Raw genomic sequence first — 14,142 nt, forward strand, 5'->3', positions numbered from 1 at the left:
GGCTGTTGTAGGAGCCGGGTTCAGCCGGCGACCCGACGCCGTCGGCACAGGCGACGTCCTCGTGATCCCGACGCCCGTGTCGCCGACTGAAGTCAGCTCCTACAGAAGAGCGGCCGCGCCATGGCTGTTGTAGGAGCCGGGTTCAGCCGGCGACCCGACGCCGTCGGCACAGGCGACGTCCTCATGTTCCCGATGCCGCGTCGCTGGCAAGCCGCTCTCACAAAGGCACGAAGCGGATCGCCTGGCCGCCGCCGGCGGCCAGCCGCAGCGGCAGGGTGTCGGTGCTGCGCACCTCGCGGGTCTCGCGCACGAATTCGAACGGCGCGTCCTTCCAGTGCGCGCGCTCGCCGTCGCGGTAGATCTCGGCGCGATAGCGGCGGCCCGGATCGAGGAACGACAGCGGTACCTGCAGCGTGCGCGCCTGCTCGTCGCCGACGCTGCCCAGGAACCATTCCTCGCCGCCGCGTTGCTTGCGCGCGAAGGTGACGTAGTCGCCGACCTCGCCGTTCAGCACGCGGCTTTCCTCCCAGTCCACCGCCACGTCCTGGATGAACCGGAACGCGTCCGGATGCTCGGCGTAGTGCTCGGGCAGGTCGGCCACCATCTGGATCGGGCTGTAGATCACCACGTACAGCGCCAGCTGCTTGGCCAGGGTGCTTTCGATCTGTTGCCCGCCGCGGCCCTTGAGGCTGACGATGCCGGGGGTGAAGTCCATCGGCCCGGCCAGCATGCGGGTGAACGCCAGGGTGGCCTCGTGGTCCGGCGGGTTCGGCGGCTGTGCCCAGGCGTTGAATTCCATGCCGCGCGCGCCTTCGCGCGAGACCCAGTTCGGCCAGGTACGGCGCAGGCCGGTGTCCTTGATCGGCTCGTGCGGGTTGACCGCGATCCGCCGCTTCGCCGCTTCCTCGACCACGCGCAGGTGGTGGTTGCTCATCCACTGGCCCTCGTGCCACTCGCGCACGACCGGGCCGCCTTCGCGGTCCTGGCGCTGGATGTCGCCGGCGTCGCAGACGTAGCCGGTCTTGACCACGTCCACGCCGTGGCGCGCGTACAGGTCCAGCGCCGCCGGCAGCTGCCGCTCGTAGTGGCTGACCGCGCACGCGGTCTCGTGGTGGCCGACCAGGTGCACGCCCTTGCCGGCGGCGTACTGCGCCAGCCATTCCAGGTCGAAGCCCGGCACCGGGCGGGTGAAGTCGAAGTTCCAGCCGTTGGCGAACCAGTCGCCGTCCCAGCCCGGGTTCCAGCCTTCGACCAGCACGCCGCGGAAGCCGTTGTCGGCGGCGAAGTCGATGTAGCGCTTCGTGTTCGCCGTGGTGGCGCCGTGCTTCGGTCCGGTGCCCCAGGTCTCGGTCTCCAGGTGCAGCGACCACCACACGCCGACGTACTTGGCCGGCTTGAACCAGGACACGTCGCCAAGCCGGTTGGGCTCGTTGAGGTTGAGGATCAGGCTGGACTCGGCCAGGTCGCCGGCGCGCTCGCCGACCTGGATCGTGCGCCACGGCGTGGCGAACGGGGTGGCGCGCACTACCGCCGGGCCGCTGTCGTCGCCGGGGGTGAGTGCGGCGCGCAGCACGCCGCCGTCGCCCTGGGCCAGGTTCATGCCGGCGTAGTCGACCAGCGCGGCCTCGTGGATCGACAGGTGCAGGCCGCGGTCGGTGCGCAGGGTGATCGGCGTCTGCGCCACGCCCACTTCCGACAGCGCGGTGCGCGAGTACAGGTACTCCTCGCGGTTCCACTCGAAGGCGGGGATCCACCAGGCGGTGGCCGGCCGGGCGACGGCGAACTCGGTCAGCTCCTGGCGGATGCGCACTTGGTCGGTGGCCGGTTGCTCCGGGAACTCGTAGCGGAAGCCGACGCCGTCGTCGTAGACCCGGAACACCACGTCGAAGCGGCGGCCGGCGCTCCTGCCGCCGCTGGCCTTCTCGGCGAAGCTGGCGCGCAGTTCGTTGTAGCGGTTGCGGGTCAGGCGGCGCTCGCCCCAGGGCTGCTCCCAGGTCTCGTCGAAGCTGCGGCGGGACTGGCCGACCAGTTCCAGGTTGCGCTCCAGGCGGCCGTCGCCGAGCAGGAAGCCCAGCCGCGAGGCGGCGATCACCGGCTCGCCGTTGCGCTCGACCCGGTAGGCCAGGCGGCCTTCGTGCTGGGATTCCAGGGTCACCGTGAGCACTTCGCGGGGCGAGGCGATGCGGGCCAGCGTCTCGGCGCCGGCCGGCAGCGCGGCGGCGAGCAGGACCAGGGCGGGCAGCAGGGAATGCCAGGCACGGAAGCGCAGGGCAGGGCGTCGATGGTTCATGGCGGTGCTCACTCCAGGACGTAGACCAGGGCGGTGCGCGGTGGCACGGTGAAGTGGCCGCGGGCGGGATCGAAGCGGGCCTGTTCGCGCGGCCGCGGGTCGGCCGCGCCGGCGGCCAGGTGCACCGGGTGCAGCGCGTAGCGCTTGCCGCGTTCGGACGGCAGGTCCAGCGCCTGTGCCTGCGGCGAGGTGTTGAGCAGGTACAGCACCTCGCGGAAACCGGCACCCGGATGGCCGCGGCCGTCGAGGTGGCCGGCGACCACCAGCGGGTTCTGCGCCGGCCCGGTATTGGGAAAGCGCAGGCGCGCGGCCACCTCGCCGGCGTCGTCCAGGCGGAACAGCGTGGAGCTGGCGCGGATCCGCAACAGGTCGCGCAGCGCGTCGCGGGCGAAGGCGATGTCTCCGGACGCGGGCTTGATCGAGGCATCGGCCAGGCGCGGCGCGATCCACGGCCAGGCGCCCTCGTTGCCGCTGGCCGGCGGCAAGCCGGTACCAAAGAAGTTGTCGTGGTAGCTCCAGTCCAGGCGGTTGAACCAGTCGCCGGAGTCGTAGCTGTTGCGGTCCATCGACTTGGAGCGCAGCGTGTCGATGCCGGCGTGGTAGTAGGCCACGCCCTGGCTGAAGGCGGTGGTGGCCATGCCCAGCACCTGCACCCGCGCGCGGTCGTGCGCGGAGGTGCCGGACGGCAGGCGGAAGGCGTTGAGGTCGAACAGGGTTTCGTTGTCGTGGTTCTCGACGTAGTTGACCACCTCGCCGGGCGCACTCGCATAGCCGGCCGGCTGGCCGTTGTAGTCGATCGCGTGCAGCGGCGTCGGCGAGCCGTCGGCGGTGGTCAGCAGGTAGTCGCGCAGGGTGCCGGCCAGCCCGACCCGGACCAGGTCGGCGGCGTGCAGCAGATCGTCGCGTCCCAGCGCGGGATCGGCCAGTGCGTTGGGCGCGAACACCAGCCCGTTGAGCCAGCCCTGCCGCGCGACCTTGTCCGCGCCGCCGTCGCCCGGGCCGCCACCGCGCAGGGCATCGCGCGCACGGTCGCTGAAGCTGCCGATCCCGCTGCCGGCCAGCGACAGCTGCGAGGCCTGGACGAAGCGCGCGCCGTCGGCGACCTCGCCGAAGTTCCAGCCCTCGCCGATCAGCTGCACGCGGCGGCCGGCGGCGGCGTCGACCCGGCGCTGCAGCGCTTCCATCGCCGCGCGCGGCTGGTGGCCCATCAGGTCGAAGCGGAACGAATCGATCCGGTAGTGGCGCACCCACAGCTCGGCCGAGTCGACCATCAGCCGCGCCATCATCCGGTGCTCGGTGGCGGTGTTCTCGCAGCAGGTGCTGCGCTCAACGTTCCCGGCCGCGTCCAGACGGTGATAGTAGCCGGGCACGATCCGGTCCAGCACCGAGCGCTCGTCCTGGCCGGCGGCGTAGGTGTGGTTGTAGACCACGTCCATGCCCACGCGCAGGCCCAGGCCATGCAGCGCCATCACCATCGCCCGGAACTCGCGCACGCGCGCGGCGCCGTCGGCCGTGTCGGTGGCGTAGCTGCCTTCCGGCGCGTTGAAGTGGAACGGGTCGTAGCCCCAGTTGAAACAGTCGCGCTCGGCGACCGCCATCACCGCGGCCTGCTGCAGCGGGCTGTCGGGCGGGGCGTCGGGCACCTGGGGGGTGACGCAGCCGGACTCCGGCACGCTGGCGAAGTCGTACACCGGCAGCAGGTGCAGGTCGGTCAGGCCGGCCTGCGCGAGCGCGCGCAGGTGGGCCATGCCGGCGCTGCCGCTTTCGGTGAAGGCCAGGTACTTGCCGCGGTGCGCGGCCTCGACCGTCGGATCGCCGATCGAGAAGTCGCGCACGTGCAGCTCGTAGATCGACATGTCGGTCTGCGCGCGCAGCGGCGCCGGCCGCGGCGCGGCGTCCCAGCCGGCCGGCTTCAGCGCCGGATCGTCCAGGTCGGCGATCCAGCTGCGCCGCGAATCGGCGCCGAGGCTGACCGAATACGGATCGGTGACGCGGTTGCGGACCAGGCCGGTGCCGCGCGCGTGCACGTCGACCAGGTAGTCGTAGTAGCGGCCGCGCAGGTCGCCGGGCAGGGTGGCCGACCACAGGCCGGTGGCCGGATCCAGGCGCAGCGGTTCGCGCCGCGTCGCGCTCGCGCGGTCGTCGGCGTAGACGCAGACCGAGACCGCCAGTGCGGTGGGCGCCCATACGCTGAATGCGGTGCCGGCGGGGGAGGGCAGCACGCCCAGGCCTGGCGCGTCGGTCGCGGCGGCGTACAGGTCGTCCAGCGCGCCGGGGTGCTGCAGCGCGGTGGCTTCGCGCACGCGCCCGGAGGCGTCTTCCCGCACCAGCACCAGCGACTGCGTCAGCAGGTCCCGCAGGCGATCGTCGGCGAGGTCCAGGACCAGCGTGGCGCCGTCGCCGACGTGGTGGAAGCGCTGCAGGACCGACTCGGGCAGCGGCGCGGCGGCGGGATGCAGCGCCACAACGCCGTCGGCGCCTCGGACGCGTTCCCCGGCTACCGCATGGATGCCGCCGCGCGCAGTGTGGTACAGGCGATAGCGCGCGGTCGCCTCGGCGCCGGGCCAGCGCAGCGTGCGCCGGTCCAGCCACAGCGCGCGCGCCTCGGCCGGCGCACCGGGATCGGCGGCCAGGACGGTTTGGAAGCCGGCGTCGCAGGCGCCGGTCGGCAGGGTGGAGGCGTGCGCCGTAGCGACGGCCAACCCCGAGGCCGGCAGCAACAGGGCCGCCAGCCAGCATTGCGCCGCGCGGCGGGCGCAGCCTGCATCACGACGGCTGCCGCCGCCGCGTGTCCGATGTCGCATCGTGCCCTCCCAGGCCTTCATCGATGTCGCTTGCGGGTGTGGGTTGCTTCGCGCCAGGGATCCGTTGCCCCGTCATTCCCGCGAATGCAGGAATCCAGCGTCGTTGGCTTTCAACAGCTTGAAGTCACTGGATTCCCGCGAGACCAGCCGTTCGGCTGTTGTGAAGCATTTCGCGGGAATGACGGGCTTGAAAAGCCGAGTCGCTTGGAGCTTTCCCTGGCGCGGCCATTCACTATTCCATGCAACGCATGCGATCCGGCCGGGTATGGGCGGATGAATACGTATGCACTCTCCGTGCGCTGGTCACGCCGCGCCTCTACCATGGCCGCGGCGTCGTCGTGCCGTCGTTTCCGTCGCGCGTCGCTGCCGCACATCGCATCCGTGATTCCCGGAGGGGGGAACCGCTTGATGGAAAGCAGACCGCGTCTGTCGTTCTGGCAGATATGGAACATGTGTTTCGGCTTCCTGGGCATCCAGTTCGGGTTCGCCCTGCAGAACGCCAACGTCAGCCGCATCTTCCAGACCCTGGGCGCGGACATGGATCTGGTGCCGGGCCTGTGGATCGCCGCGCCGCTGACCGGGCTGCTGGTGCAGCCGGTGGTCGGCTACTTCTCCGACCGCACCTGGACACGGCTCGGCCGCCGCCGCCCGTACTTCCTCGCCGGCGCGATCCTGGCCACCCTGGCGCTGTTCGTGATGCCCAACTCGCCGGCGCTGTGGATCGCGGCCGGCACCCTGTGGATCCTGGACGCGTCGATCAACGTGTCGATGGAACCGTTCCGCGCCTTCGTCGGCGACCAGCTGCCGCCATCGCAGCGCGCCGGCGGCTACGCGATGCAGAGCTTCTTCATCGGCGTGGGCGCGATCGTCGCCAGCCTGCTGCCGTGGCTGCTGGCCAAGGCCGGCGTGGCCAATACCGCCGGGCCGGGCGAGGTGCCCGACACGGTGCGCTACGCCTTCTACGTCGGCGGCGTGGTGCTGTTCGCCGCGATCGGCTGGACCGTGCTGCGCACCCGCGAGTACCCGCCGGAGGTGCTGGCCTCGTTCGAGGACGCGCAGCCGGCGGACGGGCCGGTGCATGCCCGCGCGGAGGCGGCGCCCGCCGCGGCCGCCGGCTGGCTGCTGGCCGGCCTGGCGCTGGCCGCGCTGATCGCCGCGCGCGGCTGGGACCGCATGCTGTACGTGCTCGCCGGCATGCTCGTCGCCTACGGTGCGCTGCTGCTGCTCGCGCGCGTGCTGCCGCCCGGCGGCATGCTGCCGACCCTGGTCTCCGACATGCGTGCGATGCCGCGCACCATGCGCCGCTTGGCGGTGGTGCAGTTCTTCTCCTGGTTCGCCCTGTTCGCGATGTGGATCTACACCACCGCGGCGGTGGCCGGCGTGCACTTCGGCAGCGACGATCCAACCTCGGTCGCCTACAACGAGGGCGCCAACTGGGTCGGCGTGCTGTTCGCCGCCTACAACGGCTTCGCCGCGCTGGCCGCCATCGCCATCCCCTGGATGGTGCGCGCGCTGGGCCTGCGCTTCAGCCACCTGGCCAACCTGTGGCTGGGCGCGGCCGGGCTGCTCTCGTTCCTGCTGATCCGCGATCCGCAGTGGCTGCTGCTGTCGATGGTCGGCGTCGGTTTCGCCTGGGCCTCGATCCTGTCGCTGCCCTACGCGATGCTGTCCGACAGCCTGCCGGCGATGAAGATGGGCGTGTACATGGGCATCTTCAACTTCTTCATCGTCATCCCGCAGCTGGTCGCGGCCAGCTTGCTGGGCTTCCTGCTCAAGCATCTGTTCGGCGGCCAGCCGCTGTGGGCGCTGGCCCTGGGCGGGGCCAGCCTGCTGCTGGCGGGGCTGTGCGTACTGGCGGTGCCGACCCTGGCCGCGAAGGAGGCCCGCGCATGATCCGCAGGCTTTCACTGGCGCTGGCGGCGGGCCTGGGCCTGGCGGGCACGGCCCAGGCCGAGGACTACTACGGCACGCTGGAGCCGTTCGCGCAGGAGTCGGTCTACTTCGTGCTGACCGACCGCTTCGTCAACGGCGATCCGGCCAACGACCACCGCGACCAGGGCGGCGCGCACCGCACCTTCGACATCCCGCTGCCGCCGTGCGAGGGGCAGGTCGGCAACGTCGGCTACCTCGGTGGCGACTTCCGCGGCCTGCTCGACAACGCCGGCTACATCGCCGAACTGGGCTTCACCGCGGTGTGGCTCACCCCGATCGTCGACAACCCCGACCAGGCCTTCACCGGTGGCGACGAGATCACCTGCGATGGCTTCCTCACCGACCGCGGCAAGACCGGCTACCACGGCTACTGGGGCGTGAACTTCCACCGCCTGGACGAGCACCTGCCCAGCGCCGGCCTGGATTTCGCCGGCCTGACCGCCGGCCTGCGCGGACATGGCCTGAAGACGGTGCTGGACATCGTCGGCAACCACGGTTCGCCGGCCTGGACCATGCCGGTGGCGCAGCCGCAGTTCGGCCAGCTGTTCGACGCGCAGGGCCGGCTGGTCGCCGACCACCAGAACCTGCCGCCGGAGCAGCTCGATCCGGCGCGCAACCCGCTGCACGCGTTCTACAACGACAAGCCCGACCTGGCCCAGCTGAGCGACCTCGACGCCGACAACCCGGAGGTCATGGACTACCTGGTCGGCGCCTACCTGCACTGGATCGGGCAGGGCGTGGACGCGCTGCGCATCGACACCATCCGCCACCAGCCGCTGTCGTTCTGGAAGGCGTTCTCCGACCGGATCCGCGCCGAGCACCCGGGCATGTACATGTTCGGCGAGGCCTTCGACACCGAGGCCGCCAACATCGCTCCGTTCACCCTGCCGGAGAACGGCGGCATCAGCGTGCTCGATTTCCCGATGAAGGACGGCATGGTCGCCGCGTTCGGGCGGGAACGGGCGGGCTACGAACGCCTGGCCGGCACGCTGTACCTGGAGGACGGTCCCTACGCCAATCCCTACGACCTGGCCACGTTCTACGACAACCACGACATGCGCCGGCTGGACGCGGACGATACCGGGTTCATCGACGCGCACAACTGGCTGTTCACCGTGCGCGGCATCCCGGTGGTCTATTACGGCTCGGAGACCGGCTTCATGCGCGGCCAGGCCGAGCACGGCGGCAACCGCGCCTACTTCGGTCAGAAGCGGATCGACGCCGCGCCGGGCAGCGACATCCACCGCCAGCTCAAGCGGATCGCGCACCTGCGCCGCGAATCGCCCGCATTGCAGCGCGGGCTGCAGGTGAACGTGGAATTGGCCGGCGACCACGCCGCGTTCTACCGCGTCTACCAGCACGGCGGCACCCGCCAGACCGCGCTGGTGCTGCTGAACAAGGGCGACCGGCCGCATACGATGACGGTGTCGAAGTACCTGCAGCCGGGCCGCTGGCGCGACGGTTTCAGCGGCGAGCCGATCCAGGTCGGCCGCAAGCTGCGCGCCGAGGTGCCGGCGCACGGTGTGCGCGTGTTCTTCTTCGATGGTGCGCTGACCCGCGCCGACCTGCGCGAACGGCTGGCGGAACTGATGTACTGACGCCAGCGACCGCAACGGCGACGGCAAGAGCGTTGGGCGTGGTCGGCTTCGGTCTGAGCCGCGGCAGGCCGGGTGTGTTGCGGTCGTCTCGGCGGCACATCCGTGTGCCGACTCGCCGACGCGGCCATCCATGGCCGCTGCCGCAACACACCCGGCCTGCCACGTCTTCGGGGCGCTTTGGGGTCGTGGCTTCGTCATCGCCAACGCCCTGCCCGGCTCCATTCGTCGCCCGACGACCTGCTCTTGTGTAGGAGCCGGGCTTGCCCGCGACGCGACGCCGTCGGCCCAGGCATCGCCTTCATGATTCCGACGCCCGTGTCGCCGACTGAAGTCAGCTCCTACAGGAGAGCGGCGGCGGCACAGCTGTTGTAGGAGCCGGGTTCAGCCGGCGACCCGACGCCGTCGGCACAGGCAGCGTCCTCCGCTGTTCGACGCCCGCACGACGGGCTCCTGTCGCGGGAGCCAAGGGACCTTTCGGAGCCTGGTGCTTCTATGCCAGCCAACAGAAACCACGACGTGGAAGCCGCCCGATGGGACGACGGCCCCCGGCCGAAGCTGCGGTGCTTCTGCTTCTGTCCCCCGGCAGGCGCATCACCCGGCGGCCGACGACCCCCGCAGCACCAGCCGCACCGGCAGGGTCCGGGGCTCCACCGGCTCGCCCTGGATCAGCCGGATCAGGCTGTCCACCAGCACTTCCCCGGCCTGCTTGGTGTCCTGCTGCACGGTCGACAGGCCCGGCTGGACGAAGCTGGCCATGGCGATGTCGTCGAAACCCGCCACTGCCACGTCCTCGGGCACGCGCAGGCCGTGCTCGCGCAGGGAGTTCAGCGCGCCCAGGGCGATCAGGTCGCTGGCCGCGAACAGGGCGTCGAAGCCGGCGCCGGCATCCAGCAGCGCGGCGGCGGCCACGTGGCCGGATTGCTCGGTGGTGATCGCATCGACCTGCAGTGCCGGGTCCGGTTCCAGTCCCGCCTCGCGCAGCGCCTGCGCGTAGCCCCGGTAGCGCTCGAAGAATTCCGGGTAGTGGTCCGATGCGTGGCCGAGGAAGGCGATCCGGCGCCGGCCCTGCGCCAGCAGGTGTGCGGTGATGTCGTGGCCGCCCTGGAAGTTGTCGCAGCCGATGGAGACGCCCGGCTCGCCCGGCAGCGCCGCGCCCCAGCGCACGAAGTGGGTGCCCTGTTCGACCAGGCGCTGCAGCTTGGACTCCGATTCCAGATAGTCGCCGTAGCCGAGCAGGATCAATCCGTCGGCCTTGTGGCTGTCCTCGAAGTCGGCATGCCAGTTGTTGGACAGCTGCTGGAACGAGACCAGCAGGTCGTAGCCGCGCAGCGCGCAGGCGCGGGTGATCGAGCCCAGCATCGAGTGGAAGAACGGGTTGATCAGCGAGTCGTCCGGGGTCGGGTCCTCGAAGAACAGCAGGGCCAGGGTGCCGGACTGCTGGCAGCGCAGGTTGGAGGCGTTCTTGTCGACCTTGTAGTTGAGCTCGCGGGCGATGGCCAGGATCCGGCGCCGGGTCTCCGGGTTGACCGAGGGGCTGCCGCGCAGGGCACGCGACACCGTCGGCTGGGAAACCCCGGCCAGGTGGGCGATGTCCAGCGAAGTGGCCTTGCCCTTGATGGTCATGCCGGGCCCCCTCCGGGCCGCAATGCGTGGTGCCTGCGGGCATGATGCCACGCCGCCGCCGCGCGCCCGTGCCTTGGCCGGCCGGCTGGGCTAGAATCCCCGCATCGCCGCCGGCATGGTGCCGGCGAGCCCGAACCGCAGGATGGCCCGCGGCAGCGCCGGCCGAGCGTGCGACATGAGCACTACCACCGCCCACCGCTGAACGCCGCCGAGGCTCCACGATTCCAGCTGGCGCCCTCGAGGCGCTTTCTTTTTGCCCGTCCGTGGGCAAGAGCCCGGCCATCCATGGCCGGACTTTTCAATGCAACAGCGCAGGCTTCGGCCGGGCGCGACAGAGACCTCCGGTTCCCATGATCACGATCACCCTCCCCGACGGCAGTCGCCGCGAATTCGACGCCCCCGTTTCGGTCCTGCAGGTCGCCCAGTCGATCGGCGCGGGCTTGGCCAAGGCCACCGTTGCCGGCCAGGTCGATGGCCGCCTGGTCGATGCCAGCGACGTCATCGACCACGACGCGACCCTGCGCATCATCACGCCCAAGGACGAGGAGGGCGTGGAGATCATCCGCCACTCCTGCGCGCACCTGGTCGGCCACGCGGTCAAGCAGCTGTACCCGGACGCGAAGATGGTGATCGGCCCGGTGATCGCGGAAGGGTTCTACTACGACATCCACAGCGAGCGCCCGTTCACGCCCGAGGACCTGGCCGCGATCGAGGCGCGCATGCGCGAACTGATCGCCCAGGATTACGACGTGGTCAAGAAGATGACCCCGCGTGCCGAGGTGGTGGAGGTGTTCAAGGCCCGCGGCGAGGACTACAAGCTGCGCCTGGTCGAGGACATGGCCGACGACGTCACCGCGATGGGCCTGTACTACCACCAGGAATACGTGGACATGTGCCGCGGCCCGCACGTGCCCAACACCCGCTTCCTCAAGGCGTTCAAGCTGACCCGGATCTCCGGCGCCTACTGGCGTGGCGACGCCAAGAACGAGCAGCTGCAGCGCATCTACGGCACCGCCTGGGCCGACGAGAAGCAGCTCAAGGCCTACATCCAGCGGATCGAGGAGGCCGAGAAGCGCGACCACCGCCGCATCGGCAAGCAGCAGAACCTGTTCCACCTGCAGGAAGAAGCCCCGGGCCTGGTGTTCTGGCACCCCAAGGGCTGGTCGGTGTGGCAGGTGGTGGAGCAGTACATGCGCCGCGTGTACCGCCAGACCGGCTACGGCGAAGTGCGCTGCCCGCAGATCCTGGACGTGTCGCTGTGGCAGAAGTCCGGCCACTGGGACAACTACAAGGACAACATGTTCTTCACCGAGTCGGAGAAGCGCACCTACGCGGTCAAGCCGATGAACTGCCCGGGCCACGTCCAGGTGTTCAACCAGGGCCTGCACAGCTACCGCGACCTGCCGATCCGCTACGGCGAGTTCGGCGCCTGCCACCGCAACGAGCCCTCCGGCGCGCTGCACGGCATCCTGCGCGTGCGCGGCTTCACCCAGGACGACGGCCACATCTTCTGCACCGAGGACCAGGTCGAGGCCGAGGTCCGCGCCTTCCACGAGCAGGCGCTGAAGGTCTACGCCGACTTCGGCTTCGAAGACATCCAGATCAAGATCGCCCTGCGCCCGGACTCGCGCCTGGGCGACGACGCCACCTGGGACAAGGCCGAGGACGCGCTGCGCTCGGCGCTGCGCGCCTCCGGGGTGGAGTGGCAGGAACTGCCGGGGGAGGGCGCCTTCTACGGCCCCAAGATCGAGTACCACCTCAAGGACGCCATTGGCCGGACCTGGCAGCTGGGCACCATGCAGGTCGATTTCATGATGCCCGGCCGGCTGGGCGCCGAGTACGTGGACGAGAACAGCCAGCGCCGGCACCCGGTCATGCTGCACCGGGCCATCGTCGGGTCGATGGAGCGGTTCATCGGCATCCTGATCGAGCACCACGCCGGGTCCTTCCCGGCCTGGCTGTCCCCGGTCCAGGCGGTGGTCCTGAACATCACCGACGCCCAGGCTGAATACGTGGCCGAGGTCCAGAAAACCCTTGCAAATCAAGGATTCCGGGTCGAGGCGGATTTGCGCAACGAGAAGATCGGCTTTAAGATCCGCGAGCACACGCTGCAGCGGGTGCCGTACCTGCTGGTGGTCGGGGACCGCGAGAAGGACAACGGCGCCGTGGCGGTGCGCACGCGTTCCGGGGAAGATTTGGGCACAATGGCGGTGTCCGCGTTCGCCGAAACGCTGCGTTCGCAAGAATTGGCGTAAACCAGATGGCGCGGCCGGCCCCGCCGGCGCGCCGCCCAGACCACCCCCGGAGACTGAAACATCAGCACCCCCGAAAAGCAAAACCGAAAGAACCAGGAGATCCGGGTCCCGCGCGTGCGCGTGATCGGGTCCGATGGCGAGATGATCGGCGTCCTGTCGCGCGACGAAGCGCTGCGCATGGCAGAGGACGAAGGTCTCGATCTGGTCGAAATCCAGCCCAATGCCGATCCGCCGGTCTGCAAGATCATGGACTTCGGCAAGTTCCGCTTCGAGCAGCAGAAGAAGGCGAACGAGGCCAAGAAGAAGACCAAGCAGGTCGAGATCAAGGAGCTGAAGTTCCGCCCGGTGACCGACGAGGGCGACTACCAGATCAAGCTGCGCAACATGCGCCGCTTCCTGGAGGAGGGCGACAAGGTCAAGGTCAACATCCGCTTCCGTGGCCGCGAGATGAGCCACCAGGAGCTGGGCCGGCAGATGGCCGCGCGGATCGAGGCCGACTTGGGCGAGGACATCGTCATCGAGTCGCGCCCGCGCCTGGAAGGCCGGCAGATGGTGATGATGATCGCCCCCAAGAAGAAATGACTTCCGCGCTCAGGCGCGGAAGGCCACCCGTTCCCCTCTCCTTCGCTCGCGGGGGAGAGGGCTAAAGGGAGAGGGGGAAGGGCGCCGCAGGCGCCCTTCGCTTTTTAACTGGAGTGAAGGGGAGGCGCGCGCCACCGGCGCCCGTCCGCTTTCCGCTCCGGAACCCGCTGATTTGCAAGGCAAACCGCCACCGGGCATAATGCGCGGCTCCGGTTCGCCGGGGTGGCTGGCAACAGCCGCAGGACCCGCCTGGATTCCTTCATGGAATCAAAGGCTTACCGACCGGTGTGGGCAAGGATGGAAAGCGTGGTTCAGGGCTTTGCGAAGCCTGGAAGGCCACCGCCCGCGCCAGTGACAGATCCCATCAAGGACATTGCAATGCCCAAGATCAAGACCAACCGGGCGGCGGCCAAGCGATTCCGCAAGACCGCCTCCGGCAAGTTCAAGGCCGGCCACGCCAACCGTAGCCACATCCTCACCAAGAAAGCGACCAAGCGGAAGCGCAACCTGCGGCAGACGAACCACGTCCGTGCCGAGGATGCGGGCCGTCTGACCCGCATGCTGCCGTATCTCTGAGGAGGACTAGGTCATGGCACGAGTCAAGCGTGGCGTCCAGGCGCGCCGCCGTCACAAGAAGGTCCTCAACCTCGCCAAGGGCTACTACAACGCCCGCCGCAAGGTTTTCCGCGTCGCCAAGCAGGCGGTCATCAAGGCGCAGCAGTACGCCTACATCGGCCGCAAGCAGAAGAAGCGCAATTTCCGCTCGCTGTGGATCACCCGCATCAACGCGGCTGCCCGCAGCAACGGCCTGAGCTACAGCCGTTTCATGAACGGCCTGCTGAAGGCTGGCATCACCCTGGACCGCAAGGTGCTGGCGGACATCGCCGTGCACGACGCGGCCGGGTTTACGGCGCTGGCCGAGAAGGCGAAGAGCGCCCTGGCGGCCTGAGCCGCCTCTCCACCGTAAAAGTGGCACTGGACGGTTCGCCGTCCGACACGTGGGGAAGGGCGCGAGTCCTTCCCCATTTGTTTTTCCGAAAGCCGGAATCCTGATTCCC

9 protein-coding genes are annotated in these 14,142 nt (G+C 69.7%); 6 read left to right on the forward strand and 3 right to left on the reverse strand.

Annotated elements, in window-relative coordinates:
* Positions 1-217 precede the first annotated feature (217 nt).
* Both WQ53_RS13630 and WQ53_RS13635 read right to left on the reverse strand, forming a co-directional pair.
* Positions 218-2,290, reverse strand: a complete 2,073-nt coding sequence (locus WQ53_RS13630; RefSeq protein ID WP_052634097.1) for a glycoside hydrolase family 97 protein — start codon at positions 2,288-2,290, stop codon at positions 218-220.
* 8 nt (positions 2,291-2,298) lie between these two features.
* The gene (locus WQ53_RS13635) at positions 2,299-5,094 is read right to left on the reverse strand and encodes an alpha-1,6-glucosidase domain-containing protein (RefSeq protein WP_082113145.1); all 2,796 of its coding nucleotides are present in this window, start codon (positions 5,092-5,094) and stop codon (positions 2,299-2,301) included.
* Positions 5,095-5,502: 408 nt separating this feature from the next.
* Here WQ53_RS13635 and WQ53_RS13640 point away from each other — a divergent pair, with 408 nt between their 5' ends.
* The gene (locus WQ53_RS13640; protein WP_052633266.1) at positions 5,503-6,987 is read left to right on the forward strand and encodes an MFS transporter; all 1,485 of its coding nucleotides are present in this window, start codon (positions 5,503-5,505) and stop codon (positions 6,985-6,987) included.
* Entirely contained in the window at positions 6,984-8,624 is a 1,641-nt protein-coding gene (locus WQ53_RS13645) for an alpha-amylase family glycosyl hydrolase (RefSeq protein WP_052633267.1), read from the forward strand. Before WQ53_RS13640 ends, WQ53_RS13645 begins: the two co-directional genes overlap by 4 nt.
* A 591-nt stretch (positions 8,625-9,215) precedes the next feature.
* Here WQ53_RS13645 and WQ53_RS13650 read toward each other — a convergent pair.
* Complete coding sequence (locus WQ53_RS13650) at positions 9,216-10,247, reverse strand: LacI family DNA-binding transcriptional regulator (protein WP_052633268.1); 1,032 nt, start codon at positions 10,245-10,247, stop codon at positions 9,216-9,218.
* Positions 10,248-10,597: 350 nt separating this feature from the next.
* On the opposite strand from WQ53_RS13650, the gene thrS reads away from it, so the two are divergent.
* The 4 genes from thrS (at position 10,598) to rplT (ending at position 14,033) form a co-directional block, all read left to right on the forward strand.
* Positions 10,598-12,502 carry a threonine--tRNA ligase gene (gene thrS / locus WQ53_RS13655; protein ID WP_052633269.1) on the forward strand — a complete coding sequence of 635 codons (1,905 nt, stop codon included), beginning with the start codon at positions 10,598-10,600 and terminating at the stop codon, positions 12,500-12,502.
* A gap of 60 nt (positions 12,503-12,562) precedes the next feature.
* The gene (gene infC, locus WQ53_RS13660; protein WP_082113041.1) at positions 12,563-13,084 is read left to right on the forward strand and encodes a translation initiation factor IF-3; all 522 of its coding nucleotides are present in this window, start codon (positions 12,563-12,565) and stop codon (positions 13,082-13,084) included.
* A gap of 378 nt (positions 13,085-13,462) precedes the next feature.
* A complete protein-coding gene (gene rpmI / locus WQ53_RS13665; RefSeq protein ID WP_024868243.1) occupies positions 13,463-13,660 on the forward strand; it encodes a 50S ribosomal protein L35 in 198 nt (65 codons plus the stop codon).
* Positions 13,661-13,673: 13 nt separating this feature from the next.
* Complete coding sequence (rplT, locus tag WQ53_RS13670; protein ID WP_024868244.1) at positions 13,674-14,033, forward strand: 50S ribosomal protein L20; 360 nt, start codon at positions 13,674-13,676, stop codon at positions 14,031-14,033.
* The last annotated feature ends 109 nt before the right edge of the window (positions 14,034-14,142 follow it).

This window comes from Pseudoxanthomonas suwonensis (assembly GCF_000972865.1).
GTDB classification, from domain to species: Bacteria; Pseudomonadota; Gammaproteobacteria; order Xanthomonadales; family Xanthomonadaceae; genus Pseudoxanthomonas; species Pseudoxanthomonas suwonensis_B.

Coding starts and splice junctions, on each gene's coding strand:
- WQ53_RS13630 (WP_052634097.1), bottom strand. CDS start 2,290: ATGAACCATCGACGCCCTGCCCTGCGCTTCCGTGCCTGGCATTCCCTG.
- WQ53_RS13635 (WP_082113145.1), bottom strand. CDS start 5,094: ATGCGACATCGGACACGCGGCGGCGGCAGCCGTCGTGATGCAGGCTGC.
- WQ53_RS13640 (WP_052633266.1), top strand. CDS start 5,503: ATGGAAAGCAGACCGCGTCTGTCGTTCTGGCAGATATGGAACATGTGT.
- WQ53_RS13645 (WP_052633267.1), top strand. CDS start 6,984: ATGATCCGCAGGCTTTCACTGGCGCTGGCGGCGGGCCTGGGCCTGGCG.
- WQ53_RS13650 (WP_052633268.1), bottom strand. CDS start 10,247: ATGACCATCAAGGGCAAGGCCACTTCGCTGGACATCGCCCACCTGGCC.
- thrS (WP_052633269.1), top strand. CDS start 10,598: ATGATCACGATCACCCTCCCCGACGGCAGTCGCCGCGAATTCGACGCC.
- rpmI (WP_024868243.1), top strand. CDS start 13,463: ATGCCCAAGATCAAGACCAACCGGGCGGCGGCCAAGCGATTCCGCAAG.
- rplT (WP_024868244.1), top strand. CDS start 13,674: ATGGCACGAGTCAAGCGTGGCGTCCAGGCGCGCCGCCGTCACAAGAAG.